At 62.0% G+C, this 25,089-nt stretch carries 23 protein-coding genes; 14 read left to right on the top strand and 9 right to left on the bottom strand.

Annotated features, from left to right (window positions below):
• Positions 1-2: 2 nt before the first annotated feature.
• The 5 genes from J3P96_RS02370 to J3P96_RS02350 form a co-directional block, all read right to left on the bottom strand.
• Positions 3-1,223, bottom strand: a complete 1,221-nt coding sequence (locus J3P96_RS02370) for an electron transfer flavoprotein subunit alpha/FixB family protein (RefSeq protein WP_434655099.1) — start codon at positions 1,221-1,223, stop codon at positions 3-5.
• Positions 1,223-3,172 carry a dimethylglycine demethylation protein DgcB gene (gene dgcB / locus J3P96_RS02365; protein ID WP_434655096.1) on the bottom strand — a complete coding sequence of 650 codons (1,950 nt, stop codon included), beginning with the start codon at positions 3,170-3,172 and terminating at the stop codon, positions 1,223-1,225. Before dgcB ends, J3P96_RS02370 begins: the two co-directional genes overlap by 1 nt.
• Positions 3,173-3,381: 209 nt before the next feature.
• The gene (gene dgcA / locus J3P96_RS02360) at positions 3,382-5,442 is read right to left on the bottom strand and encodes a dimethylglycine demethylation protein DgcA (RefSeq protein ID WP_434655093.1); all 2,061 of its coding nucleotides are present in this window, start codon (positions 5,440-5,442) and stop codon (positions 3,382-3,384) included.
• Between the two features lie 15 nt (positions 5,443-5,457).
• Positions 5,458-5,988 carry a DUF5943 domain-containing protein gene (locus J3P96_RS02355; protein ID WP_018612374.1) on the bottom strand — a complete coding sequence of 177 codons (531 nt, stop codon included), beginning with the start codon at positions 5,986-5,988 and terminating at the stop codon, positions 5,458-5,460.
• Between the two features lie 79 nt (positions 5,989-6,067).
• Positions 6,068-7,045, bottom strand: coding sequence for a dipeptidase (locus J3P96_RS02350; protein WP_030139307.1), 978 nt, complete (start codon positions 7,043-7,045; stop codon positions 6,068-6,070).
• A 232-nt stretch (positions 7,046-7,277) separates the two neighbouring features.
• Between J3P96_RS02350 and J3P96_RS02345 the strand changes: the two genes are divergently transcribed.
• The 4 genes from J3P96_RS02345 (at position 7,278) to J3P96_RS02330 (ending at position 8,820) form a co-directional block, all read left to right on the top strand.
• Positions 7,278-7,679 carry a lysozyme inhibitor LprI family protein gene (locus tag J3P96_RS02345; protein WP_434655090.1) on the top strand — a complete coding sequence of 134 codons (402 nt, stop codon included), beginning with the start codon at positions 7,278-7,280 and terminating at the stop codon, positions 7,677-7,679.
• A gap of 93 nt (positions 7,680-7,772) precedes the next feature.
• On the top strand, positions 7,773-8,027 hold the full coding sequence (locus tag J3P96_RS02340) for a type II toxin-antitoxin system RelE family toxin (protein ID WP_434571290.1): 255 nt from the start codon (positions 7,773-7,775) through the stop codon (positions 8,025-8,027).
• Entirely contained in the window at positions 8,011-8,334 is a 324-nt protein-coding gene (locus J3P96_RS02335; protein WP_305498291.1) for a helix-turn-helix domain-containing protein, read from the top strand. Before J3P96_RS02340 ends, J3P96_RS02335 begins: the two co-directional genes overlap by 17 nt.
• Before the next feature lie 69 nt (positions 8,335-8,403).
• Positions 8,404-8,820 (top strand): DUF3010 family protein, encoded by a 417-nt coding sequence (locus tag J3P96_RS02330; protein ID WP_434658070.1) that lies wholly within the window; start codon positions 8,404-8,406, stop codon positions 8,818-8,820.
• A gap of 181 nt (positions 8,821-9,001) precedes the next feature.
• Here the strand turns inward: J3P96_RS02330 and J3P96_RS02325 are convergent, their stop codons facing one another.
• On the bottom strand, positions 9,002-9,961 hold the full coding sequence (locus tag J3P96_RS02325; RefSeq protein WP_434627534.1) for a GlxA family transcriptional regulator: 960 nt from the start codon (positions 9,959-9,961) through the stop codon (positions 9,002-9,004).
• A 193-nt stretch (positions 9,962-10,154) separates the two neighbouring features.
• Here J3P96_RS02325 and J3P96_RS02320 point away from each other — a divergent pair, with 193 nt between their 5' ends.
• From J3P96_RS02320 to J3P96_RS02295, 6 genes are all read left to right on the top strand, one after another.
• Positions 10,155-11,099, top strand: coding sequence for a choline ABC transporter substrate-binding protein (locus J3P96_RS02320; protein WP_434655086.1), 945 nt, complete (start codon positions 10,155-10,157; stop codon positions 11,097-11,099).
• 71 nt (positions 11,100-11,170) lie between these two features.
• Positions 11,171-12,058, top strand: coding sequence for a 3-keto-5-aminohexanoate cleavage protein (locus J3P96_RS02315; protein ID WP_305498288.1), 888 nt, complete (start codon positions 11,171-11,173; stop codon positions 12,056-12,058).
• Positions 12,059-12,201: 143 nt separating this feature from the next.
• Complete coding sequence (locus tag J3P96_RS02310; RefSeq protein WP_434655083.1) at positions 12,202-13,167, top strand: L-carnitine dehydrogenase; 966 nt, start codon at positions 12,202-12,204, stop codon at positions 13,165-13,167.
• Between the two features lie 148 nt (positions 13,168-13,315).
• Positions 13,316-13,792 carry a thioesterase family protein gene (locus J3P96_RS02305; RefSeq protein WP_434655081.1) on the top strand — a complete coding sequence of 159 codons (477 nt, stop codon included), beginning with the start codon at positions 13,316-13,318 and terminating at the stop codon, positions 13,790-13,792.
• Between the two features lie 20 nt (positions 13,793-13,812).
• Complete coding sequence (locus J3P96_RS02300) at positions 13,813-14,976, top strand: gamma-butyrobetaine dioxygenase (protein WP_434655079.1); 1,164 nt, start codon at positions 13,813-13,815, stop codon at positions 14,974-14,976.
• Positions 14,977-15,359: 383 nt separating this feature from the next.
• On the top strand, positions 15,360-15,620 hold the full coding sequence (locus J3P96_RS02295; RefSeq protein ID WP_434655076.1) for a hypothetical protein: 261 nt from the start codon (positions 15,360-15,362) through the stop codon (positions 15,618-15,620).
• Between the two features lie 146 nt (positions 15,621-15,766).
• On the opposite strand, the gene J3P96_RS02290 is transcribed toward J3P96_RS02295, so the two are convergent.
• Both J3P96_RS02290 and J3P96_RS02285 read right to left on the bottom strand, forming a co-directional pair.
• A complete protein-coding gene (locus J3P96_RS02290) occupies positions 15,767-16,870 on the bottom strand; it encodes a GlxA family transcriptional regulator (RefSeq protein ID WP_003177576.1) in 1,104 nt (367 codons plus the stop codon).
• Between the two features lie 573 nt (positions 16,871-17,443).
• Entirely contained in the window at positions 17,444-18,820 is a 1,377-nt protein-coding gene (locus J3P96_RS02285; RefSeq protein ID WP_434655073.1) for an L-serine ammonia-lyase, read from the bottom strand.
• 434 nt (positions 18,821-19,254) lie between these two features.
• Between J3P96_RS02285 and J3P96_RS02280 the strand changes: the two genes are divergently transcribed.
• From J3P96_RS02280 to choV, 3 genes are all read left to right on the top strand, one after another.
• On the top strand, positions 19,255-20,202 hold the full coding sequence (locus J3P96_RS02280; RefSeq protein WP_434655070.1) for a choline ABC transporter substrate-binding protein: 948 nt from the start codon (positions 19,255-19,257) through the stop codon (positions 20,200-20,202).
• Positions 20,203-20,267: 65 nt separating this feature from the next.
• Positions 20,268-21,113: a choline ABC transporter permease subunit gene (gene choW, locus J3P96_RS02275; RefSeq protein ID WP_305498280.1), complete on the top strand. Its 846-nt coding sequence runs from the start codon at positions 20,268-20,270 to the stop codon at positions 21,111-21,113.
• Positions 21,110-22,288 carry a choline ABC transporter ATP-binding protein gene (choV, locus tag J3P96_RS02270; RefSeq protein ID WP_434602082.1) on the top strand — a complete coding sequence of 393 codons (1,179 nt, stop codon included), beginning with the start codon at positions 21,110-21,112 and terminating at the stop codon, positions 22,286-22,288. Before choW ends, choV begins: the two co-directional genes overlap by 4 nt.
• A gap of 234 nt (positions 22,289-22,522) precedes the next feature.
• Here the strand turns inward: choV and J3P96_RS02265 are convergent, their stop codons facing one another.
• Entirely contained in the window at positions 22,523-24,058 is a 1,536-nt protein-coding gene (locus J3P96_RS02265) for a BCCT family transporter (RefSeq protein ID WP_434658068.1), read from the bottom strand.
• 365 nt (positions 24,059-24,423) lie between these two features.
• Between J3P96_RS02265 and betI the strand changes: the two genes are divergently transcribed.
• Positions 24,424-25,044 carry a transcriptional regulator BetI gene (gene betI / locus J3P96_RS02260; protein WP_305498277.1) on the top strand — a complete coding sequence of 207 codons (621 nt, stop codon included), beginning with the start codon at positions 24,424-24,426 and terminating at the stop codon, positions 25,042-25,044.
• Positions 25,045-25,089: the final 45 nt, after the last annotated feature.

The following is a 25,089-nucleotide window of genomic DNA, read 5'->3' as shown; positions in this document are numbered from 1 at the left end:
GCTTAAGCCGCATCGCGCCTGGCTTCGTTGCGGTAAGCCTCTACCGCCGCGATCAGGGCCTGGAGAATCGCCGCGCTGTCGCCGATCACCGACAAGTCCGCGCGCTTGATCATGTCGCAGCCAGGATCAAGGTTGATCGCCACCACCTTGTCGCAGGCACCGATGCCCTGCAGGTGCTGGATCGCCCCGGAAATCCCCACGGCCACGTAGACCCGTGCGGTGACCCAGGTGCCGCTGGCGCCCACCTGGCGATCGCGAGCCATGTAACCGTCGTCCACCGCCACCCGCGACGCACCTTCGGTGGCGCCCAAGGCCGCCGCTGTCCTGTGGAAAAGCTCCCAATCCTTGACGCCGTTGCCGCCGGAGAAAATGAATTCGGCCTCGGCCATCGGGATCGCGCCCGGATCCACCGCCACCGCACCAAGATCCTCGATCCGCGACAAGCTGCGCGCCACGCTTGTGGATAACTCCACCGGCAAGGCCTCGTGGCGGGTCTCGCTAACCGGCTCGGCGCATTCGGCCGCTGCCAGGATCAGTCGCGCCAACGGCCGAGCCAGGTCTTGCAGGCCAGCACCGGCACGGCCAATGCACTCTTCGCCCTTGACCTGCCAGACACGAGTGGCCGGGCGTTCGCCCAAAGCCGCGGCGAAGCGCCGACCCAGTTCACCGCCTCCGCTGCGGCTGTCAGGCAACAGCCAATGGCGTGGGCTGAACTGGTTATCCACAGCCCGCAGGCCTTGGACCCGTTGTTCCGGTGCATAACCGCTGAATTCCTCGCCCTCAAGCACCAGCAAGCGGTCCACGCCCGCCGTGGCGAAGGCATTCTCTTTATGCTCGCCGAACACCACCGCCAGGACCGCGCCGTCCGCGCCCGCCAATTGATGGGCGAGGCCCAACAGGTCGCGGTCGTGACTGCTGAGACGGCCACCGACCATGTCCGGGACCACACTGATGTAGAACGCCGGTTGGGGCACCTGATGCAGCGGCAGTTGCACTTCAGTCGTCGCAGTGCGCTTGGTCGCGCCGCCCTGCTGGGCGCCGCTGCGGTCGATGCGCTTGATGCCGTTGGGGCCGATGAAGCCGACCCCATGGACGTTCTTGCGAATGACGCCGTTAGGGCCCATCCAGCTGTGCTGCACCGGTTGCATGGCCGCGTGCAGCGGGTGCAGCCGGTTACGGGCGATCCACTCGGCGCGAGGGTCGCGGCGGATGATGTCGCTCATCAATGCACCTCCGCAGGTTCACGTTTGGCCGGAGCCACCGGCTTGCTCGGGGTCGTATCCTCGAGCAACGCATCGGCCACCAGTTCGGCAATGTCCTTGATCATCGGTCGTGGTTCGACCACGCCCTCCAGCATCGCGGTGCACTGTGGACAACCCACGGCCACCAGTTCGGCGCCGGTTTCGCGGATGTCTTCCATGCGCATGTCAGGAATACGCTGCTTGCCCGGAATGTCGGTGATCGGCGCACCGCCACCGCCGCCGCAGCAACGGGAACGGAAACCGGAGCGCTGCATCTCCTTGACCTCGATGCCCAGCGCACGCAGCACCTGGCGCGGAGCCTCGTATTCGCCGTTGTAGCGGCCCAGGTAGCAAGGGTCGTGATAAGTCACGCTGTCGCCCTTGTGCTGGCCGAGGCTCAGCGCGCCGGCGTCGATGATTTCCGCCAGGTAGGTGCTGTGGTGCTGCACCAGGTAGTTTCCATCGAAGGCGCCGTATTCGTTTTTCAACACGTGGAAGCTGTGGGGGTCGCAGGTGACGATGCGGTTGAAGCGGTATTTGGCCAGGGTCTGGATGTTGCGCTTGGCCAACAGCTGGAACGTCGCTTCATCACCGAGGCGCCGGGCCACGTCGCCGCTGTCGCGTTCTTCGAGGCCGAGCACGGCGAAGTCGATCTTCGCCGCCTTGAGGACTTTGACGAAGGCGCGCAAGGTGCGCTGGTTGCGCATGTCGAAGGCACCGTCGCCGACCCAGAACAGCACGTCGGTGGATTTTTTCTCGCTGAGCAGATTCAGGTTCAGGTCCGCCGCCCAGTTCATCCGCCCGCCCGGGGCGAAGCCGCCAGGGTTGTCGGTGGCGATGAGGTTTTCCAGCACCTCGGCGCCCTTGTTCGGCGTGGCGCCTTTTTCCAGGGTCAGGTGCCGGCGCATGTCAACGATGGCGTCGACGTGCTCGATCATCATCGGGCACTCCTCGACACACGCCCGGCAAGTGGTGCAGGACCACAGGGTCTCGGCGTCCACCAGACCGTTGACGATCGGCTGGTGTGGATTACCGCCGTGCTCGCCAACGGGTTTGCCTGGGTAAGGACTGCCGGCGAACTTCGCATCGGTGCCGCCGGCCAGGCCGACGACCATATCCTGGATGAGCTTTTTCGGGTTCAGCGGCTGGCCGGCGGCGAACGCCGGGCAGGCCGCTTCGCACTTGCCGCACTGTACGCAGGCGTCGAAGCCGAGCAACTGGTTCCAGGTGAAATCCTTGGGTTTCTCCACACCCAGCGGTGCGGCTGGGTCGTTCAGGTCCAGCGGCTTGAGGCCGGTGGAACGGCCGCCACCAAAACGTTCTGCACGGCGGTGCCAGGCCAGGTGCAGGGCACCGGCGAAGGCGTGCTTCATTGGCCCGCCCCAGGTCATGCCGAAGAACATCTCCGAGACGCCCCAGAGCACGCCCAGCCCCAACAGCGCCACCAGCAACCAGCCACCGAAGTCCGCCGGCAGAATCCCGGCCACCGGCAAGGTCACCAGGAAGAAGCTGATGGAAAACGCGAACAGGCTTTTCGGCAGGCGCATCCAAGGGCCCTTGGATAGCCGCGAGGGCGGGTTGCGACGGCGCAGGGCGATGAAGATCGCGCCGCTGAACATCAGCAACGTGGCGAACAGCAAGGCATAGCCGAGGATACGGTTCTGCAGGCCGAAACCGTGTACCAGGATCGCCAGCACCGCCGCCAGGACAAACCCGCCCGCCGTGGCGACGTGGGTATTGGCGATGTATTTGTCCCGCGCCACCACGTGGTGCAAATCCACCATGTAGCGCTTGGGCATGGCGAAGAGGCCACCGATCAGGTCGACTTTCGACGGTCGACCCCGGCGCCACATGTTCACCCGCCGCAAGGCACCCAGGGCCGCGAGGCCGAGGGCTGCGAACAGCAGGATTGGAAGAAGGGTGTTCAACATAGGTGTTGCTCCCAAAGACCTCAGGGTCATGTGCGCGCCAGTGAGAGCGACGCACCTACTTGTGGCGAGGGAGCTTGCTCCCGCTGGAGCGCGAAGCGCTCCCAAAAAAGCCCCAGGTGTAAACCTGATGCTCCTCGACTGATGATTTGGGGCCGCTTCGCAGCCCAGCGGGAGCAAGCTCCCTCGCCACAGGTGATGGTGTTAAGCCGTTAGAAATCCTTGCACAGCCGCAGGGCGTCGTAGATGGCCGCGTGGGTATTACGCTGGGCCACGCAGTCGCCGATGCGGAACAGCAGGTAGCCATCGCCACTCTGCTCAAGGCACGGCTGCGGCTTGATCGCGAACAGTGCTTCGACGTCGATCTGGCCCTTGTTGCGCGAACCCTCCTTCAGCGCGTAGTAGATTTCTTCGTCCGGCCGCACGCCGTTCTCTACCACCACCTGGTCCACCACGCGTTCTTCCTTGGCGCCGGTGTATTCGTTCTCCAGCACCGCCACCAGCTTGTCGCCTTCGCGGTAGACCTTCTCCAGCATCATGTCCCCGGTCATGATCACTTCCTTGGGGTACATGCTGCGGTAGTAGGTCGGGAACGACGTCCCGCCAATGGCCACGCCTGGCTTGATATCGTCGGTGACGATCTCGACCTGGCTGCCCTTGTCGGCGAGGAAGTCCGCCACCGACATGCCGGTGAACTCGCAGATGGTGTCGTAGACCAGCACGTTTTTGCCCGGTGCAACCTTGCCGTCGAGCACGTCCCAACTGCTGACCACCAGCCCTTCGGCGGCGCCCCAGTGTTCGTTCTGCTCGATGTTCGGGTGGCCGCCGACGGCCAGCACCACCACATCCGGACGCAAGTCCATGATGGTTGGCGCATCCGCCGCCACGCCCAGGCGCAGGTCGACTTTCAGCCGCGCCAGCTCCAGCTGGAACCAGCGAGTGATACCGGCGATCTGGTCCCGTTGCGGGGCTTTCGAGGCAGTGGTGATTTGTCCGCCGATGAATTCCTTCTTCTCGAACAGCGTCACGTCGTGCCCACGCTCGGCGGCCACGCGCGCCGCTTCCATCCCGGCCGGGCCGGCACCGACCACCACGACTTTGCGTTTCGGCCCGGTGGATTTCTCGATGATGTGCGGCACGCCCATGTATTCACGGGAGGTCGCGGCGTTCTGGATACACAGCACGTCCAGGCCCTGGTACTGGCGGTCGATGCAGTAGTTGGCGCCGACGCACTGCTTGATCTGGTCGATCTGGCCCATCTTGATCTTGGCGATCAGGTGCGGATCGGCGATGTGGGCGCGGGTCATGCCGACCATGTCGACGTAGCCGCCCTCGAGGATCCGCGTGGCCTGGTTCGGGTCCTTGATGTTCTGCGCATGCAGCACCGGAACCTTGACCACTTCCTTGATACCGGCGGCCAGGTGCAGGAACGGCTCCGGTGGATAACTCATGTTCGGAATGACGTTGGCCAGGGTGTTATGGGTGTCGCAACCCGAGCCCACCACGCCGATGAAATCGAGCATGCCGGTGTCGTCGTAGTACTTGGCGATCTGCTTCATGTCCTCGTGGGACAAGCCGTCCGGGTGGAATTCGTCGCCGCACAGGCGCATGCCCACGCAGAAATCGTCACCCACTTCGGCGCGCACGGCCTTCAACACTTCCAGGCCGAACTTCATGCGGCCTTCGAAACTGCCGCCCCACTCGTCGGTGCGCTTGTTGACCCGCGGGCTCCAGAACTGGTCGATCATGTGCTGGTGCACGGCGGACAGCTCGACGCCGTCCAGGCCACCGGCCTTGGCCCGGCGCGCGGCCTGGGCGTAGTTGCCGATCACCCGCCAGATTTCTTCCGGCTCAATGGTCTTGCAGGTCGCACGGTGCACCGGCTCACGCACGCCGGACGGCGACATCAGGGTCGGCCAGTTGAAACCGTCCCAGCGCGAGCGACGACCCATGTGGGTAATCTGGATCATGATCTTGGCGCCATGCTTGTGCATGGCGTCGGCCAGGTTCTGGAAGTGCGGAATGATGCGGTCGGTGGACAGGTTCACCGAACTCCACCATTCCTGCGGGCTGTCGATGGCAACCACGGACGAGCCGCCGCAAATTGCCAGGCCGATGCCGCCCTTGGCCTTCTCTTCGTAATATTTCACATAGCGGTCGGTGGTCATGCCGCCGTCGGTGGCGTAGACCTCGGCGTGCGCGGTGCTGAGCACGCGGTTGCGGATGGTCAGCTTGCCGATCTGGATCGGCTGGAACATTGCTTCAAAAGCCATGGCGCGATCCTCGACTTACAACGGCTTGACGATGAACAGGCCGTCGTCGTGGCCTTCTTCGGAACCGCCGTAGACCTGCTCGGCCACGGTGCGGATCTGGCTGCCGCGAGCGGCGAGAATCTGATCCATGGCGCCGGCGAACCAGCCGGTGAACATGTAGTCGACCTTGCGCCCGACCTTGCCGTACACGTAGACGAACGCCGAATGCTCGAGCTTGACGCTGGCGGTGCCTTTGTCCAGGTCGATGTCCTGGATCTTGAACAGGCCCCAGCCACGCTGGGACAAGCGCTTCATGTAATGCTCGAACACCGCGACGCCTTCCAGGCCGTGACATTCAGCTTCTTTTTCGCACCAGTGCCAGGCGGATTTGTAGCCGGCCTTGTAGAGGATTTCGGCGTAGGCATCGGCGCCCAGCACTTCCTCGATGCCCATGTGGTTGTTGACGAAGAAGTGCCGCGGCACGTACAGCATCGGCAGGGCGTCGGAGGTCCAGACACCGGTTTCGCTGTCGACTTCGATTGGCAGTTGCGGGGCGATCTTGGCCATGAAAACTTGACTCCGGAAATTCGTGATGTGCCTGCGGCGCGAGTGGCCACAGGTAAAGGATTCAGTGATGCAGCGGGGTTTATTCGCCCCAGACGTCCTTGAGAACGTTGACCCAGTTCTCGCCCATGATCTTGCGCACCACCCGCTCCGGGTGACCGCGCTTGAGCAGCGTCTCGGTGAGGTTGGGGAACTCGCCCACGGTGCGGATGCCCAGGGGGTTGATGATCTTGCCGAAGCTGGTCAGACGACGGGCATAGCCCTTGTCGTGTGTCAGCATCTCGAAGAAATCCTGGCCATGGCCCTGGGTGAAGTCAGTGCCGATGCCGATGGCGTCTTCACCGACGATGTTCATGGTGTATTCGATGGCTTCGGCGTAGTCGTCGATGGTCGAATCGATGCCCTTGGCCAGGAACGGCGCGAACATGGTCACGCCGACGAAACCGCCGTGGTCGGCGATGAACTTCAGTTCTTCATCGGACTTGTTGCGTGGGTGCTCTTTCAGACCGGACGGCAGGCAGTGGGAGTAGCAGACCGGCTTCTTCGATTCGAGAATGACTTCTTCTGAAGTCTTGGAACCAACGTGGGACAAGTCGCACATGATGCCGACGCGGTTCATCTCGGCGACGATTTCACGACCGAAGCCCGACAGGCCGCCGTCGCGCTCGTAGCAGCCGGTGCCCACCAGGTTCTGGGTGTTGTAGCACATCTGCACCACGCCGACGCCCAGCTGCTTGAAGATCTCGACATAGCCGAGCTGGTCCTCGAAGGCATGGGCGTTCTGGAAGCCGAAGATGATGCCGGTCTTGCCCTGCTCCTTGGCGCGACGGATGTCGGCGGTGGTCTTCACCGGGATCACCAGGTCGCTGTTTTCGCGGATCAGTTTCTGGCTGGCGACGATGTTGTTGATGGTGGCCTGGAAACCTTCCCACACCGACACGGTGCAGTTGGCTGCGGTCAGGCCGCCCTTGCGCATGTCTTCGAACAGGTCACGGTTCCACTTGGCAATGATCAGCCCGTCGATAACGATGCTGTCGGCGTGCAATTCGGCTGGGCTCATCAGGCAGTCCCCTTGTTGGCGATTCATGCGCCGAATCGTGTGCCGGCGCTTTGGGGCCAGCATATGCCTGAGGGCCGTCGCGACCGGGTGCAAAAACGACAGGGGAATTGCCGAAAGCGTCAATCCGCGACAATGGGCTGCGACAGGCCCACCCTGCCCATCTGTTCTTTACCCGGCGCTTGCGCCAGAATCCGCTGCACCACTGGATTCAACCGGACTCGAGCGACAACCGATGAAATCGATTTTCTTCGCCCTGGCACTGATCAGCACCGTCGCCCACGCGACCGAAGACACCGAACCCAACCCCTGCGACGAAGTTGAAAACGACGTCCAGACCCTGGCCTGTTCGGCCTACGGCAAAGCCGCCGCCGAACAACTGCTCAACGAAAACCTGCAAAGCCTCAACGAACGCCTGCAAACCCGCTACGCCAGCGACAAGGCCCAGCTCAACGACATCACCGCCAAGATCAAGGCCGCCCAGCAACTGTGGCAAAAGCAGCGCGAAGCCGACTGCGCGATCGCCGCCTTCCCGGCCAAACCCGGCAGCGACGCCTACAAAATCGCCGAAAACGACTGCATGGCCCAGGTGAGCGATGACCGGTCGGAGTTTTTGGAGTCGATTGGACAGGAATAAATTGGGCGCAACATCCCGACACCATCCGGCCGTTGGTCCTGGAAGAGATATAAGTCAGGATTCGCAAATCTTATAAAAGACTTATATCCTTTCATGAGCACAATCCACTGGACCAGAAAGGCCGTTAAACAACTTCTGAAATTGCACTCGGTCCATCAGGTGCAGGTTCGGGACGCCGTGTCGGCACTCGCCCAGATGCCTGATGTGGTAAACGTCAAGGCGCTTGCCGGCCATGACTATGCGTACCGTCTACGGGTTGGCAGTTATCGAGTCATGTTCGATTGGGACGGGGCGATCAAGGTCGTCAGCATTCAAGAGGTCAAGAAACGCGATGAACGTACCTACTGACATTCAGATCATCAACGACGCAGACGGAAATCCGGCCTTCGTGGTCATTCCGTATGCGCAATACGTTGCGCAGAAATTGGAACCCGATCTGATTCCTCATGAAGTCGTTAGCCGTATCGTCGACGGCGCCACGCCCATACGCGCCTGGCGCGAGCATTTGAACCTGACCCAAGACGAAGTTGCCAAGCGTCTCGGTATTTCCCAACCGGCGTTTGCCCAGCAAGAATCTGTGGCCAAACCTCGCCGAGCTACACGAGAAAAAATTGCCTCTGCCTTTGGCATCCATGCTGATCAACTGGAGCTATAGATTCGCAAGGCGTTGAGCCTCAAGGTGGGTAAACTGGCGCTCCAGACCACCCGAACCCAAGGCCCGAGCATGATCATCTGCGGCATCGAAATCAAAGGCAGCGAAGCGATCATCGCCGTTGCCTCGCTGGACCAGCAGGCGTTGAGCCACGTCGCGCTCAGTACCAAGAAAATCGCCCTTGACGACGATGACGAAGCCGCCAACGTCAAGGCCTTTGCCGCGCAGGTTCGGGCGTTCGTGACGGACAACGGCATCGAACGCATCGCCATCAAGAAGCGCAGCAAGAAAGGTGAATTCGCCGGCGGGCCGACCACCTTCAAGATCGAGGGTATCTTTCAGCTGCTGGAAGGTTGCGAGGTGACGCTGCTGTCGCCGCAGACCATCAACGCGCAGAGCAAGAAACACGACTTCGTCCTGCCGGCGACGCTGAACAAGTATCAGCATGAGGCGTACAAGGCAGCCTGCTCGGCACTGATGAAGAAATAGACCTTCCCAGCCGAACACAGCCCCCCGTGGCGAGGGAGCTTGCTCCCGCTGGGCTGCGCAGCGGCCCCGAAACCCGGCACCCTGGTGTGTCAGTTTGATTGAGTCGATGACATTGGGACTGCTTCAGCCCAGCGGGAGCAAGCTCCCTCGCCACGGTGTATTTCCAGACTATGAAAACCTGTCAAACCACCTCCCGCTCATCCCCCTGCCGTCGCCGATCCTCCCGTGGACACCGGGCAAACCGTGCCCGATAGCTGCGGGTGAAGTACGACGGCGACTCGAACCCGCAGGCGATGCTCACCTCCAGCACGCTCATGTCGGTCTGACGCAGCAGTTGCCGGGCCTTTTCCAGGCGCAGGCGCAGGTAGAAGTTGCTCGGGGTGTCGTTCAAGTGCAGGCGGAACAAGCGCTCCAGCTGACGCCGCGTCACGTTGATCGACTCGGCCAGGGCCAGGGTGCTCAAGGGCGGTTCGCTATGGGTCTCCATCTCGCCAATGACCTGCACCAGCTTCTTGTTGCGGATGCCATAGCGCGTGGCGATTTCCATGCGCTGGTGATCCTTGCGCGGACGAATGCGACCGAGCACGAATTGCTCGCTCACCTGGATCGCCAGCTCCGGGCCGTGGGCCTGGCCGATCAGGTCGAGCATCAGGTCGATGGAGGCGGTGCCGCCGGCGCAAGTGATGCGACGGCGGTCAATCTCGAACAGTTCCTGGGTCACGCCGAGCTGTGGATAAGATTCCTTGAACGCCTCGATCGCCTCCCAGTGCAGCGTCACCCGGTGTCCATCCAGTAACCCAGCCTCGGCCAGGACCACGCTGCCGGTGTCGATACCGCCAAGGATCACACCTTCATTGTCGAGTCGATGCAACCAGCGCTCCAACGCCGGGCTGGCAAATTTCAACGGTTCGAAACCCGCCACGACCCACAGCGTCGCACCCTTCTTCAGCGGCTCCAGCGCGGCGTCGGCGTTGACCGACATGCCGTTGCTCGCCAGCACCGCACCGCCATCGGCGCTCAGTACATGCCAGCGGTACAGCTCGCCGCGAAAACGGTTGGCGACCCGCAAGGGCTCGATGGCCGAAATGAAACCGATGGCCGAGAAACCCGGCATCAACAAGAAATAAAAATCCTGGGACATGGAGCGCACTCGGTTGACGGGCAGCGTGCGGACCTTGATACGCCACTTGCAAGCGTCCTTCAAGCGCACAGGTCGCTGCAGTGCAAGAGCAGGTCGCCGCTGTGCGTTTTGCGCGGGGCCCGGCTGCGTAATTTGGCATCACCGGCGCGCAGATGCCGGAACCCATAACAACAAGCTGCCGAGGAACCTGACAATGAAACACCTGATCAGCTACTGCGTTCTTGCAATCAGCGCCACGTCTCTCCTGAACCAGACAGCCCTCGCAGCCGAACCCGCTGCCTGCCAAAACGTGCGCCTGGGCGTGGTCAACTGGACCGACGTCATTGCCACCAGCGCCTTGACCCAAGTGATGCTCGATGGCCTCGGCTACAAGACCAAGCAGACCAGCGCCTCCCAGCAGATCATTTTCGCCGGCATCCGCGACCAGCGCCTGGACCTGTTCCTGGGCTACTGGAACCCGCTGATGACCCAGACCATCACCCCGTTCGTCGAGGCGAAGCAGGTCAAGGTGCTGGAGCAGCCGAGCCTGAAGGACGCCCGCGCCACCCTGGCCGTACCCACTTACCTGGCCGACAAGGGCCTGAAGACCTTCGCTGATATCGCCAAGTTCGAAAAAGAGCTGGGCGGCAAGATCTACGGCATCGAGCCCGGTTCCGGTGCCAACACCCAGATCAAAGCGATGATCGCCAAGAACCAGTTTGGCCTGGGCAAGTTCCAGCTGGTGGAGTCCAGCGAGGCCGGCATGCTCGCGGCGGTGGACCGCGCCGTGCGGCGCAAGGAAGCCGTGGTGTTCTTCGGCTGGGCGCCGCACCCGATGAACGTCAATGTGCAGATGACCTATCTCACCGGCAGCGAAGACGCCCTCGGCCCGAACGAAGGCATGGCCAGCGTCTGGACCGTCACCGCGCCGAACTACGCCGAGCAATGCCCGAACGTCAGCCGCCTGCTGAGCAACCTGACCTTCAGCGCCGAAGACGAGAGCCGGATGATGCAGCCGCTGCTCGACCACAAGGACCCACTGGAATCCGCCCGGCAATGGCTGAAGGACCACCCGCAAGACAAGCAGCGCTGGCTCGAAGGGGTGACCACTTTCGACGGCAAGCCGGCCATAGACAACCTGAAACTGACCAGCAATTGATCAACCGTTATCCCTCTGCGCAGCTCCAAAGGGCTGCGCGGTGACTCACCACGCCTGAAGGAATCCGCACCATGAACCACGACGTCATCATCACCTGCGCACTCACCGGTGCTGGCGACACGACCGCCAAGAGCCCGCACGTGCCGGTCACCCCGAAACAGATCGCCGCGGCGGCCGTCGAGGCGGCCAAGGCCGGCGCCACCGTGGTCCACTGCCATGTGCGCGACCCACAGACCGGCAAGTTCAGCCGCGACGTGGCGCTGTACCGCGAAGTGATGGAGCGCATCCGCGAGGCCGATGTCGACATCATCGTCAATCTCACCGCCGGCATGGGCGGCGACCTGGAAATCGGTGCGGGGGAAAACCCGATGGAGTTCGGCCCCAACACCGACCTGGTGGGCCCACTGACCCGCCTGGCCCACGTCGAGGAGCTGCTGCCGGAAATCTGCACACTGGATTGCGGCACCCTGAACTTCGGCGACGGCGACACCATTTACGTCTCCACCCCGGCGCAACTGCGGGCCGGCGCCAAGCGCATCACCGAATTGGGGGTCAAGGCCGAGCTGGAGATCTTCGACACCGGGCACCTGTGGTTCGCCAAGCAGATGATCAAGGAAGGCCTGTTGGACAACCCCTTGTTCCAGCTCTGCCTGGGTATCCCGTGGGGCGCGCCGGCGGATACCACCACCATGAAGGCCATGGTCGACAACCTGCCCGCCGATGCGGTGTGGGCCGGCTTCGGTATCGGCCGCATGCAGATGCCGATGGCGGCACAGGCCGTTTTGCTGGGCGGCAACGTGCGGGTCGGGCTGGAAGACAACCTCTGGCTGGACAAAGGCGTACTCGCCACCAATGGACAGCTGGTGGAGCGTGCCGGCGAAATCCTCAGCCGCCTCGGGGCGCGTGTGCTTACGCCGGCTGAGGGCCGCAAGAAAATGGGCCTGACCCAACGCGGCTAACCAAATCTCCACCGTCTTCCCTGTGGGAGCGAGCTTGCTCGCGATAGCGATAGTCCGACCGTCAAAGATGCGTCAGATGCACCGCCGCCATCGCGAGCAAGCTCGCTCCCACAGGAGATCCCCACCCTTTTCAGGAAACCACCATGAGCTTCATCACCAACATCAAAACCTTCGCCGCCCTGGGCAGCGGCGTCATCGGCAGCGGTTGGATCAGCCGCGCCCTGGCCCACGGCCTCGACGTGGTCGCCTGGGACCCGGCGCCGGGCGCCGAAGCAGCCCTGCGCAAACGCGTCGCCAACGCCTGGGGCGCCTTGGAAAAACACGGCCTGGCCCCAGGCGCATCGCAGGATCGCTTGCGCTTTGTTACGACCGTCGAGGAATGCGTGTGCGATGCCGATTTCATTCAGGAAAGCGCACCCGAGCGGCTGGAGCTCAAGCTTGAGCTGCACGCCCAGATCAGCGCCGCCGCCAAGCCGAATGCACTGATCGGGTCAAGCACCTCGGGGCTTTTGCCGAGCGAGTTTTATGCAAACTCCACTCATCCGGAGCGCTGCGTGGTCGGCCATCCGTTCAACCCGGTCTACCTGCTGCCCCTGGTGGAGGTGGTCGGTGGCAAGCACACCGCGCCTGAAGCCGTGCAAGCGGCAATGCAGGTCTACGAATCCCTTGGCATGCGCCCGCTGCACGTGCGCAAGGAAGTCCCCGGTTTCATCGCCGATCGCCTGCTCGAAGCGCTGTGGCGCGAGGCCCTGCACCTGGTCAACGACGGCGTGGCGACCACCGGCGAAATCGACGATGCCATTCGTTTTGGCGCCGGCCTGCGCTGGTCGTTCATGGGCACTTTCCTGACCTACACCCTGGCCGGCGGCGATGCCGGGATGCGCCATTTCATGGCCCAGTTCGGCCCGGCGCTGCAATTGCCGTGGACCTACCTGCCGGCGCCGGAGCTGACCGAAAAGCTGATCGACGATGTGGTGGAAGGGACGAGCGAGCAACTGGGGCGCCACAGCATTTCGGCGCTGGAGCGCTATCGTGATGATTGCCTGATGGCGGTGCTGGAGGCGGTGAAGGCCACCAAGGAAAAGCATGGAATGGCCTTCGCCGAGTAAATCTTGGTTTTTTGGGCCAGCAGGTCTGGCCCCATCGCGAGCAAGCTCGCTCCCACATTGGCTCTGTGTCGTTCTACAAAACCTGTGTGGGAGCGAGCCTGCTCGCGAAAGCGCCAGCCCAATCACCCTACCCGTCGGAACCAGAATCATGCCCACCCTCACCACCTACCAGACCCGCATCCTCCCTGAATGGGTCGACTACAACGGCCACCTGCGCGATGCCTTTTATCTGCTGATCTTCAGCTACGCGACCGACGCGCTGATGGACCAGCTCGGCCTGGACAGCCAGAACCGCGAAGCCAGCGGCCATTCGCTGTTCACCCTCGAACTGCACCTGAACTACCTCCACGAAGTGAAGCTCGGGGCCGAGGTAGAGGTGCACACACAAATCATCGGCCACGACGCCAAACGCCTGCACCTCTACCACAGCCTGCACCTGGTGGGCGGGGATAAAGAGCTGGCCGGCAATGAACAGATGCTGCTGCACGTCGACCTGGCGGGCCCGCGCTCAGCGCCTTTCACCGAGCAGACCCTGGGCCGACTCAAAGCCCTGATCGACAACCAATCCGACCTGCCGGCCCCGAACTACATAGGCCGCGTCATCGCCCTGCCGCCCGCCCGATAAGTCTCGAACAGGAGACCGCCATGAACATCGCCGCCGCTATTGCCGACTTCCGACGCTACCCTCTTGTCCAGGCATTGAGCGCTGTAACACCCTTGGCCGACCGGGTTCACGTCACGTGGGCCGACGGTCGGATCAGCCCGTTTCACCATGATTGGCTGCGGGACAACTGCCCCTGCGCGCAGTGTGTCTACAGCGTCACCCGCGAGCAGGTCCTGGAGATCGTCGACGTCCCGGAAGACCTGACGCCCGGCGAAATCGACATCGACGGCGCGGGCTGCCTACACGTGGTTTGGCAGGACGGCCATCAGAGCCTTTTCGACCCGGGTTGGTTGCGCGCCCATGCCTATGACGATCAATCCAGGGCCGAGCGACTGGCGGGCAAACCACAACGCCAACTATGGCAGCACGATCTGTCACTGCCAGTGTTCGAATACCAGGCCCTGATGGAGGACGCCGACACCTTGCTGAAATGGCTACTGGCAGTACGCGACATCGGCCTGACCCAGGTACGGGGCGTCCCCACCGAACCCGGCTCGCTGAAACTGATTGCCCAGCGCATTTCCTTTATCCGCGAAAGCAATTTCGGCGTGCTGTTCAACGTGCAGTCCAAGGCCGATGCCGACAGCAACGCCTATACCGCCTTCAATCTGCCGCTGCACAGCGACCTGCCAACACGGGAACTGCAGCCGGGTTTGCAGTTCCTCCATTGCCTGGTGAACGACGCCGACGGTGGCGAGAGCATCTTCGTCGACGGTTTCGCCATCGCCGAGGCGCTGCGCCGGGAAGAGGCCGAAGCCTTCGACGCGCTGTGCCAGATCCCGGTGGAATTTCGCAACAAGGATCGCCACAGCGACTACCGCTGCCTGGCGCCGATCATCGCCCTGGATACGCTGGGGCAGGTCTCGGAGATCCGCATGGCGAATTTCTTGCGCGGACCGTTCGATACGTCGGTGGAGCAGATGCCCAGGCTCTATCAAGCCTATCGCCGCTTCATTGCTCTGACCCGCGAGCCTCGGTTTCGCCTGGTACAAAGGCTTGAACCCGGTCAGCTCTGGTGCTTCGACAACCGTCGCACCCTCCACGCGCGCAATGCGTTCGACGCAGCCTCCGGGGCGCGACATTTCCAGGGGTGTTATGTCGATCGGGATGAGTTGCTGTCGCGGATTCTGGTGTTGCAGCGTTAGACCGCGTCATCGTTCTTCGCGAGCAGGCTCGCTCCCACCTTGAATTGCCTGGACGACATAGAACCCACTGTGGGAGCGAGCCTGCTCGCGAAAGCACCCGATCAGACAACTCATTTCCCGCTGATTCACACAGACAAAAAAATCCCCGATCAAGCCGTGACAGGATCGGGGCAGGAGCGTTACTGGAGGAGCCGTTGCGCGAGGGTGACCAAACCATCGTGATTCAGCTTGGGGCCAGTGTGCCCACTCCCGAGACGGGCGAGTTAGCCGAAAACGACCCGCTCATAGTCATTCAGGCCAGATCGACGATTTGCCCTTGCCGCCGCTTCGGACGGCTACCAGAATCCAGTCACGACCCCAATCCCTGCACAAGGAAAAGCGTCATGATGTACGCCGATTTGATCGACCAGGAAGACCTGCTAGGCCAGCTCAAGGCCCTGGGGCTGCAGATACCCAGCGGTGCGACCGCCGAGCAGGCCTGTGAATGCGCGGTGCGCGGCCTGGACCGGGCGCGCGCCAATGAACTGCGGCGCATGGTCAAGGACATGTACACCAGCAGCGCGACCATCCTGCCGGCGGTGCGCCAGGCGATTGACCAGCAACTGTTGCCAGCGTTGGCGCAATACCAGCAGAACCATAGCTGACCCTGTGGCGAGGGAGCTTGCTCCCGCTCGACCGCGAAGCGGTCGCAAAACCGGCGCACGGGATATCCTGGCATATCGCGAAATCAGGTTTTGGGGGGCTTCGCCCCCAGCGGGAGCAAGCTCCCTCGCCACAAAAGCCCTCGGTCTTAAAGCCTCACACTGGCAAACGTCGACTCATTGCGCGCCTGGCTCAAGGCCGACAGCGGGCCGGACAATGGCGACAGCACCAGGGCCTGCGGCAACGGCATCATTGCTACCTGCTGCGTAGTGTTGGAACCGACGCGTTCGTCACGCGGCGGAATGCCGAAGTATTCGCGGTAGCACTTGGAGAAGTGCGGGGTGGAGACGAAGCCGCACACCGAGGCCACTTCGATGATCGACATCGGCGTCTGCTTAAGCAGCTGCCGCGCGCGGATCAGCCGCAGCTTGAGGTAGTAGCGCGACGGCGAGCAGTGCAGATATTTCTGGAACAGGCGCTCGAGCTGACGTCGGGACACGGCGACATACACCGCCAGTTCGTCCAGGTCGATCGGCTCTTCGAGGTTGGCCTCCATCAGTGCGACGATTTCCTGCAACTTCGGCTGGTTGGTGCCGAGCATGTGCTTGAGCGGCACGCGCTGGTGATCCTGCTCGTTGCGGATGCGCTCATAGACAAACATTTCCGAGATCGCTGCCGACAGTTCGCGACCGTGATCGCGGCTGATCAAGTGCAGCATCATGTCCAGCGGCGCGGTGCCGCCAGAACTGGTGAAGCGATTGCGGTCGAGGGTGAACAGGCGCGTGCTCATCGACACCCGCGGGAAGGCTTCCTGCATGGCCGCCAGGCATTCCCAGTGCACGCTGCAATCGAAACCGTCCAGCAGGCCGGCACAGGCCAGGGCCCAACTGCCGGTGCAGACCGCGCCGAGGCGACGGGACTGCCGGGCCTGGCTTTGCAGCCAGGAGACATGCTCACGGGTAACGGTGCGCTGGATGCCGATGCCGCCGCAGACGATGACGGTGTCGAGGGCCGGCGCTTTGTGCATGGAGGCGTCAGGCGTGATCTGCAGACCGTCACTGGCCCAGACCTGCCCGCCATCGACAGTCAGGGTGGTCCAGCGATACAACTCGCGACCGGACAGCTGGTTGGCCATGCGTAGCGGTTCCACCGCGGACGCCAGGGAAATCAGCGTGAAATTGTCCAGCAGCAAAAAGCCGATGGATTGAGGCGCACGGTTCTGGGGTTGAGCCCCAGAGTTGGACGTCGTCATCGCGGTATCTCCTCACACAAAGCGGGTGATGGCCTCAGGCGGAGGCTCTTGTTATTGCCCATCATTCTCTTGCGTGAGACGGGGCTTTATTAGGACAGAGCAATTGCCATGCCTAAATTTGAATGCGCGTTCAATAAATCCTGAAAACGACATGCCGACCTGTCTAATCAAGGGGCCTGTCAGGGCTGGTTTGAAAGTGCCATCAACGGCCCCAGGCACCTGCCACAGCGGGCTGTGAGCAGATCGGTAGCACTTGTGGTAACTGGGCTGCGCCGCTTGCACGGCGGATGTCACCGCAAGCGCGGGGACGGACGGTAGCGCGGCGGACAATGGCGTGACCGATAAGTCACGTCTTGTCTGTTTGCGACGCGCCAAAACGTGGCGTGTTTTTGCAGCGGTGTTCATTTTACGAGCGGTTTTTCTCGATACCTGTGGCGAGGGAGCTTGCTCCCGCTGGGCTGCGGAGCGGCCCTGAGTCGGGCACCTCGGCGTGTCAGAAAACCGCAAAGGGGACGCTTCGCGCCCCAGCGGGAGCAAGCTCCCTCGCCACGGAATTATCTTGTGAATCCTGAATCAACACTCCACCGCACTCACCGCCAACCCGCCCCGCGATGTCTCTTTATACTTGTCATGCATGTCGGCACCGGTGTCGCGCATGGTGCGGATCACCCGGTCGAGGGATATGAAGTGCTGGCCGTCGCCGCGCAGGGCCATTTGTGCGGCATTGATGGCTTTCACCGCGGCAATCGCGTTGCGCTCGATGCAGGGCACCTGGACCAGGCCGCCGACCGGGTCACACGTCAGGCCAAGGTTGTGCTCCAGGCCGATTTCCGCGGCGTTGCACAATTGCTCCGGCGTGGCGCCGAGGATTTCCGCCAGGCCCGCCGCCGCCATGGCGCAGGCCGAGCCGACTTCGCCCTGGCAGCCGACTTCGGCGCCGGAGATCGAAGCGTTCTTCTTGCACAAAATCCCCACCGCCGCTGCGCTGAGGAAATAGTCCACCACGTTGGCGTCGGTCACCGCTTCGCTGAATTTCATGAAGTAATGCAGCACCGCCGGAATGATCCCCGCCGCGCCATTGGTCGGCGCCGTGACCATGCGCCCGCCGGCGGCATTTTCCTCGTTGACCGCCAGGGCGAACAGGTTGACCCATTCCATGGCGCTCAAGGTCGAGCCGATCACGTTCGGTTTGTTCAGTTCCTGCAGGCTGCGATGCAACTTGGCCGCACGCCGCCGCACGTTCAGGCCGCCGGGCAGGATGCCTTCATGCTTGAGGCCTTGTTCGACGCAATCCTGCATGGCCCGCCAGAGTTTCATCAGGCCGCTGCGGATCTCTTCCTCGGAGCGCCAGACCTTTTCATTCGCCATCATCAACTCGGCCACCCGCAGGTTGTGGGTGCGGCACAAGGCCAGGAGTTCTCCGGCGCTGGAAAAATCGTACGGCAGTTCGGTACTGTCCAGGTCCACCACGCCGCTGGAAGCCTGGGCCTGGTCAACGACAAATCCTCCGCCGATGGAATAGTAGGTGTCGCGGTGCAATTCGCCGCTGGCGCCTTCAGCAATCAAGGTCATCGCGTTAGGGTGGAACGGCAGGTTCTCGTCGATCAGGCGCATGTCGCGCGACCAGACAAAAGGCACCGGCAGCCGCCCATCCAGCAATAAGGTCCCGGTTTCGCGCAGCAGTTCGATGCGCGTGCCGATCTGCGACGGGTCGATCGCGTCAGGCCATTCGCCCATCAGGCCCATGATCGTAGCGTTGTCGCTGCCATGGCCGATGCCGGTCGCCGACAGCGAACCGTACAACTGCACCTCGACCCGGCGCACATCGTGCAGCAACGCCTTCGCCCGCAGCGCTTCAACGAACAGCGCCGCGGCGCGCATGGGGCCCACGGTATGGGAACTGGACGGGCCGATACCGATCTTGAACAGGTCGAACACGCTGATTGCCATGCCTTGGATCTCCAGAACGGTCACATCCGGGCGCAGGAGCGCCCGGTGGCGGAGCTGCTACGCTCAACGCCGGGATGGCCGCATCATCCGGCTTTTGAATCGGTTTTCGACGTCTGACACCGACGCAATCATGCCCAGCAGCGCCGCGCCCTTGTCGCCCAGGTTTTACGACGTTTTTTCGCGTGGCAGAAGCCAGCCGGGGGCGGAAAAAATCTGTAAACGACGTCACCAACACTGGATGCGACCCTCCCTGTACTGGATACGACGCACCCTGTAGGCGTCGGATTTGCACTGGTACATGATCGGTTACGGCTCGTTTGCAAGGCCGCGTGTCACCCAGGGTGCCCACGCGCCACCAACCGCAACATTAAAAAAGCAAAAAAGCGCGGTTGTCCCCGACCGGACACTGCCGATAAAACACCAGGAGTCCACCCATGAAAGGTTCCAAGCCGTTGTTGTTGGCCGCCATGCTGAGTCTTCCGATGCTGGCCAACGCTGCAGAGCCCGCTCAGTGCAGCACCGTCAACTTCTCCGATGTCGGCTGGACCGACATCACCGTTACCACCGCTACCACCAGCGTCGTGCTCGACGCCCTCGGCTACAAGACCAAGACCACCATGATCTCCGTACCAGTGACCTACAAATCCCTGGCCGACGGCAAGAACATGGACGTTTTCCTCGGCAACTGGATGCCGACCATGGAAAACGACATCAAGGCCTACCGCGAAGCCGGCACCGTGGAAACCCTGCGCGCCAACCTGGAGAACGCCAAGTACACCCTGGCCGTCCCCGAAGAGCTGTATGAAAAGGGTCTGAAGGATTTCGCCGACATCGCCAAGTTCAAGAAGGAACTGGACGGCAAGATCTACGGCATCGAACCGGGCAACGACGGCAACCGCTTGATCCAGAGCATGATCGACAAGAACGCCTTCGGTCTCAAGGACGCTGGCTTCAAGGTCGTCGAATCCAGCGAAGCCGGCATGCTGTCGCAGGTCGATCGCGCCCAGCGCCGTAACACCGCCGTGGTGTTCCTGGGTTGGGAACCGCACCCGATGAACACCCGTTTCAAAATGAAATACCTCACCGGTGGCGATGAATTCTTCGGTCCGAACTTCGGCCAGGCGACCATCTACACCAACACGCGCAAGGGCTACGCCCAGGAATGCGGCAACATCGGCCAATTGCTGAAAAACCTGGTCTTCACCCTCGATATGGAAAGCACGCTGATGGGCAACGTGCTGGACGACAAGATGAAGCCTGAAGCCGCCGCCAAGGCCTGGCTGAAGAAAAATCCACAGGTGCTCGACACCTGGCTCGCCGGCGTCACCACCATCGACGGTAAACCTGGCCTGGAGGCCGTGAAAGCCAAGCTCGCGCAGTAAAAGCTTATGCCGGGCGAGTTCACTCGCCCGGGCTGTTTATTCCTTGCATGCGGAAGTTCACTACCATGCTTATTGATCAGAAAATACCCTTGGGCCAGTACATCGCGGGCTTTGTCGAATGGTTGACGCAAAACGGCGCCAACACTTTCGATGCCATCGCGATGTTTCTGGAAACGATGATTCACGGCGTGACGTTTGCGCTGACCTGGTTCAATCCCCTGGCCCTGATCGGCCTCATTGCCCTGCTGGCGCATTTCATCCAGCGCAAATGGGGCCTGACCGTTTTTGTCATCGCCTCGTTCTTGCTGATCCTCAATCTGGGTTACTGGCAGGAAACCATGGAAACCCTCGCCCAGGTGCTGTTCGCGACCCTGGTCTGCGTGCTGATCGGCGTGCCGCTGGGCATTGTTGCCGCGCACAAGCCGATGTTCTACACCATGATGCGTCCGGTGCTCGATCTGATGCAGACCGTACCGACCTTCGTCTACCTCATTCCTACCCTGACCCTCTTCGGTCTGGGTGTGGTTCCGGGCCTGATCTCCACGGTGGTGTTCGCGATTGCCGCGCCCATCCGCCTCACCTACCTGGGCATCCGCGACGTTCCGGACGAACTGATGGACGCCGGCAAAGCCTTCGGCTGCTCCCGTCGCCAACTCCTCTCACGCATTGAATTGCCCCATGCCATGCCGAGCATCGCCGCCGGTATCACCCAATGCATCATGCTGTCGCTGTCGATGGTGGTCATCGCGGCGCTGGTCGGTGCCGACGGCCTGGGCAAACCCGTGGTCAACGCACTGAACACCGCCGATATCGCCCTGGGCTTCGAAGCCGGCCTGGCGATCGTATTGCTGGCGATCATGCTCGACCGAATCTGCAAACAACCCGACGCCAAAGTAGGGGGTGACGCATGAGCATAATCCGCTTCGAAGAGGTCGACGTGATCTTCTCCAAAGATCCACGCGAAGCCCTCAAGCTGCTCGACAAGGGCATGACCCGCAACGAAATCCTGAAGCAGACCGGGCAGATCGTCGGCGTGGAAAAGGCCAGCCTGGATGTCGAAAAAGGCGAGATCTGCGTATTGATGGGCCTCTCCGGCTCCGGCAAGTCGAGCCTGCTGCGCTGCATCAACGGCTTGAACACAGTGAGTCGCGGCAAATTGTTCGTTGAACACGAAGGCCGCCAGATCGACATCGCCTCCTGCACCCCCGCCGAGTTGAAGATGATGCGCACCAAGCGCATCGCCATGGTCTTCCAGAAGTTCGCCCTGATGCCCTGGCTGACAGTGCGCGAGAACATCAGCTTCGGCCTGGAAATGCAGGGCCGCCCGGAGAAGGAACGCAAAAAGCTGGTGGATGAAAAGCTGGAGCTGGTGGGCCTGACCCAGTGGCGCAACAAGAAGCCCGACGAGCTGTCCGGCGGCATGCAACAACGGGTCGGCCTGGCCCGTGCCCTGGCGATGGACGCCGATATCCTGCTCATGGACGAACCCTTCTCGGCCCTCGACCCGCTGATCCGCCAAGGCCTGCAGGACGAACTGCTGGAGCTGCAGCGCAAGCTGAGCAAGACCATCGTATTCGTCAGCCATGACCTCGACGAGGCCCTGAAACTGGGCAGCCGCATCGCGATCATGAAAGACGGCCGCATCATCCAGTACAGCAAGCCGGAACAGATCGTGTTGAACCCGGCGGATGACTACGTGCGCACCTTCGTCGCCCACACCAACCCGCTCAACGTGCTCTGCGGCCGCAGCCTGATGCGCACCCTGGACAACTGCAAACGCATCAACGGCTCGGTCTGCCTGGACCCGGGCGGCGATTCCTGGCTCGACCTGGCCGAAGGCAACACCATCAAGGGCGCCCGCCAGAACGGCGCCGCGCTGGACTTGCAAAACTGGGCACCGGGCCAGGCCGTCGAGGGCCTCGGCCGCCGTCCGACCCTGGTGGACTCCAGCATCGGCATGCGCGACGCCTTGCAGATCCGCTACCAGACCGGCAACAAGCTGGTGCTCCACGATAACCAGAAGGTCGTCGGGATCCTCGGCGACAGCGAGCTGTACCACGCGCTGCTCGGCAAGAACCTGGGCTGAGCCCGGGCACACAAAAACGCCGCGAGATGATCGCGGCGTTTTTTGTTTGTGCAGGAGCAAGAATTGAAACGCTCTTGTGGTGAGGGGATTTATCCCCGCTGGAGTGCGAAGCACTCCCATAGCCGGGCAACTCGGAGTGTCAAATCAGATTGAGTCGCTGCAATTGGGGCCGCTTCGCAGCCCAGCGGGGATAAATCCCCTCGCCACAACAGTGTTAACAACTATCGAACGGGGTCAGTTATAGACCCGCCCCAACCCCGCCAACTCCGCCCGCTCCTGCTCAACCCGCACATCCTCGCGCATGGCCTTGTGCAGGCCGAACATGAAGAACACCAGCACCACCGAGAACGGCAGCCCGGCCAGCACGACCATGGTTTGCATGGCTTCGAAGTTACCGGCAAACAACAGGCCGATGGTCACCAGCGTGATCACTACCGACCAGAAGATCCGCAACCAGTGGGGGGCATCTTCATCGACATTGCCGCCCGTGCACGAGAGATTGGCCATCATCACCGCGCCGGAGTCCGCCGGAGTCAGGAACAGCACAAAACCGACAAAGATCGACACGCCGATCACCACTTTCGACGCCGGGTAATATTCCAACAGCTGATAGATCGACATCGACGGCTGCGTCAGTGCGGTCTTGCCCAGCTCCACCGCACCGTGGTTCATCACCAGATCCAGTGCCGAGTTACCGAAAATCGACAGCCAGGCCAAGGTAAAGCCCAGGGGAATCAGCAGCACACCGGCGACCAGCTCGCGCACGGTGCGGCCACGGGAAATCCGCGCGATGAACATGCCGACAAATGGCGCCCAGGAAATCCACCAGGCCCAGTAGAACAGCGTCCACAGGCCCATCCAGCGGCCCGACTTGGCGTTGTCGTCCGCATACACGTACAGGTCGAACGTCTTGAGCACAACGCCGTTGAGGTAGTCGCCAATGTTCTGCACGAAGCCATTGAGCAAGTGCAGCGTGGGGCCGCACAGCAAGACGAAGATCAGCAAACCGCTGAACAGCACGATGTTCAGGTTGGACAGCCGGCGGATGCCGTTCTCCACGCCGGACACGGCGGCGATGGTCGCCACGCTGCTCATCACGATGATCACGATCAGCAGATTGGTGTTGCTGTGCTCCATGCCAAACAGGTTTTCCAACCCGGAGGCGACTTGCAGCGATCCGATCCCCAGGTTGGTCACCAGCCCCAGCAACGTAACGAACATGCCGAAGCCGTCCACCGCGTGACCGGCCGCGCCCTTGACCCAGCGTTCGCCCATCAGCGGATACAAGGCCGAACGCAGCGCCAGCGGCTGGTTATGCCGATAGGCGAAATAGGCCACGGCCAGGCCCACAAGGGCGTAGATCGCCCAGCCGTGCAGGCCCCAATGCAAAAACGTCAGCTGCACCGCCTGGCGCGCAGCCTGGTTGCTACCGGCGACGCCTTCGGGCGGGTTGAAGAAATGGTCCAGTGGCTCGGATGCGCCAAAGTACAACAGCGAAATGCCGATGCCCGAGGAAAACAGCATCCCGGCCCAGGCGCCATAACTGAAATCCGGCGTGTCGTCCTTGCTGCCAAGCTTGAGCTTGCCGTAGGAGGAAAACGCCAGGCCGACCACAAACAGCAGGTAAGCGGCGATGACCACCATGTAGTACCAGCCGAAGCTGCGCGATAGCCACGCCTGGGCAATGCCGAGCAACCGGCCGGCCTCCTGCGGGGCGATGATCAGAATGGCCGTCAACAACAGAATCAGCGCGGTGGAGGTGTAGAACACCCAACCGTTGACCGTCACCTTCTGCGGCGGGGTCTTTATTAGCAAGGCAGAACTCATTGCACGGATGCTCCAGGCAGTGCGAGAGAAGGACTAGGCAACGCAATACCCGCACGATCGATGAGTTGGCAGCCGACCGGCGGGTGTTATAAAGACACCCTGGAAGCCCATGCCCCCGCGATGCGTGGGTGTGAGGCCCGTGATGTCCGTTTATTTGCGCCATTTACGCGTAGGAAATTTCGTAAATCGCGACGATTTGTCGCAGAGCTTATTCTTTGTTGATTGAACGTTCAATCAAAACAAAATAGACTGGCCCTCATGAAGGCAGGCGAAGACTCGTCCGCCCGATGGCCTAAGGAGATGTGCAGATGCCCAAGGTCGGTATGCAACCCATCCGCCGCCAGCAGTTGATCGAAGCCACTTTGCAGGCTGTCGACCAGGTCGGAATGGGGGACGCCAGCATTGCGCTGATCGCCCGTTTGGCCGGTGTTTCGAACGGCATCATCAGTCATTACTTTCAGGACAAGAATGGCCTGATCGCGGCCACGGCCCAGTACCTGATGAGTGTCTTGAGCGAGAACGTCACCGCGCGGCGTCAAGCGCTGACGGATCCAAGCCCGCGAGCTCACCTGAAGGTGATCATCGAAGGCAATTTCGACGCCAGCCAGGTCAACGGGCCGGCAATGAAAACCTGGCTGGCCTTCTGGGCCACCAGCATGCATCACCCGTCATTGCATAGGTTGCAGCGGATCAACGATCACCGTCTGTATTCCAACCTGTGTTGCCAGTTCCGCCGCGTCTTGCCCGTTGACCAGGCACGCAGCGCGGCACGGGGCCTGGCCGCCCTGATTGACGGTTTGTGGCTGCGCGGGGCGCTGTCGGGAGACGCGTTCGATACCGCCCAGGCGCACCAGATCGCTTACGAATACATGGATTTCCAACTGGCCAAGGCAGGAGCGCCAGAGCACACAGAACCGCTCGACTCCTGAACCGTCACCGCAGCGCGTAGTCAGCTATAAACGACACGCTCGGTG

It is taken from the genome of Pseudomonas sp. R3-56 (genome assembly GCF_051132075.1).
Lineage (GTDB): Bacteria > Pseudomonadota > Gammaproteobacteria > Pseudomonadales > Pseudomonadaceae > Aquipseudomonas.
Note: the sequence above shows the minus strand (reverse complement) of the source record. Positions and strands in the feature narration are given on the sequence as shown.

What these genes read in the sequence shown, in the direction of transcription:
- J3P96_RS02330 (WP_434658070.1), top strand. Translation starts at nt 8,404, where the DNA reads ATGATCATCTGCGGCATCGAAATCAAAGGCAGCGAAGCGATCATCGCC.
- choW (WP_305498280.1), top strand. Translation starts at nt 20,268, where the DNA reads ATGCTTATTGATCAGAAAATACCCTTGGGCCAGTACATCGCGGGCTTT.
- J3P96_RS02295 (WP_434655076.1), top strand. Translation starts at nt 15,360, where the DNA reads ATGATGTACGCCGATTTGATCGACCAGGAAGACCTGCTAGGCCAGCTC.
- J3P96_RS02285 (WP_434655073.1), bottom strand. Translation starts at nt 18,820, where the DNA reads ATGGCAATCAGCGTGTTCGACCTGTTCAAGATCGGTATCGGCCCGTCC.
- J3P96_RS02370 (WP_434655099.1), bottom strand. Translation starts at nt 1,223, where the DNA reads ATGAGCGACATCATCCGCCGCGACCCTCGCGCCGAGTGGATCGCCCGT.
- betI (WP_305498277.1), top strand. Translation starts at nt 24,424, where the DNA reads ATGCCCAAGGTCGGTATGCAACCCATCCGCCGCCAGCAGTTGATCGAA.
- dgcB (WP_434655096.1), bottom strand. Translation starts at nt 3,172, where the DNA reads ATGTTGAACACCCTTCTTCCAATCCTGCTGTTCGCAGCCCTCGGCCTC.
- J3P96_RS02310 (WP_434655083.1), top strand. Translation starts at nt 12,202, where the DNA reads ATGAGCTTCATCACCAACATCAAAACCTTCGCCGCCCTGGGCAGCGGC.
- J3P96_RS02350 (WP_030139307.1), bottom strand. Translation starts at nt 7,045, where the DNA reads ATGAGCCCAGCCGAATTGCACGCCGACAGCATCGTTATCGACGGGCTG.
- J3P96_RS02280 (WP_434655070.1), top strand. Translation starts at nt 19,255, where the DNA reads ATGAAAGGTTCCAAGCCGTTGTTGTTGGCCGCCATGCTGAGTCTTCCG.
- J3P96_RS02340 (WP_434571290.1), top strand. Translation starts at nt 7,773, where the DNA reads ATGAGCACAATCCACTGGACCAGAAAGGCCGTTAAACAACTTCTGAAA.
- J3P96_RS02355 (WP_018612374.1), bottom strand. Translation starts at nt 5,988, where the DNA reads ATGGCCAAGATCGCCCCGCAACTGCCAATCGAAGTCGACAGCGAAACC.
- J3P96_RS02325 (WP_434627534.1), bottom strand. Translation starts at nt 9,961, where the DNA reads ATGTCCCAGGATTTTTATTTCTTGTTGATGCCGGGTTTCTCGGCCATC.
- J3P96_RS02315 (WP_305498288.1), top strand. Translation starts at nt 11,171, where the DNA reads ATGAACCACGACGTCATCATCACCTGCGCACTCACCGGTGCTGGCGAC.
- J3P96_RS02345 (WP_434655090.1), top strand. Translation starts at nt 7,278, where the DNA reads ATGAAATCGATTTTCTTCGCCCTGGCACTGATCAGCACCGTCGCCCAC.
- J3P96_RS02335 (WP_305498291.1), top strand. Translation starts at nt 8,011, where the DNA reads ATGAACGTACCTACTGACATTCAGATCATCAACGACGCAGACGGAAAT.
- dgcA (WP_434655093.1), bottom strand. Translation starts at nt 5,442, where the DNA reads ATGGCTTTTGAAGCAATGTTCCAGCCGATCCAGATCGGCAAGCTGACC.
- J3P96_RS02290 (WP_003177576.1), bottom strand. Translation starts at nt 16,870, where the DNA reads ATGACGACGTCCAACTCTGGGGCTCAACCCCAGAACCGTGCGCCTCAA.
- J3P96_RS02300 (WP_434655079.1), top strand. Translation starts at nt 13,813, where the DNA reads ATGAACATCGCCGCCGCTATTGCCGACTTCCGACGCTACCCTCTTGTC.
- J3P96_RS02320 (WP_434655086.1), top strand. Translation starts at nt 10,155, where the DNA reads ATGAAACACCTGATCAGCTACTGCGTTCTTGCAATCAGCGCCACGTCT.
- J3P96_RS02305 (WP_434655081.1), top strand. Translation starts at nt 13,316, where the DNA reads ATGCCCACCCTCACCACCTACCAGACCCGCATCCTCCCTGAATGGGTC.
- choV (WP_434602082.1), top strand. Translation starts at nt 21,110, where the DNA reads ATGAGCATAATCCGCTTCGAAGAGGTCGACGTGATCTTCTCCAAAGAT.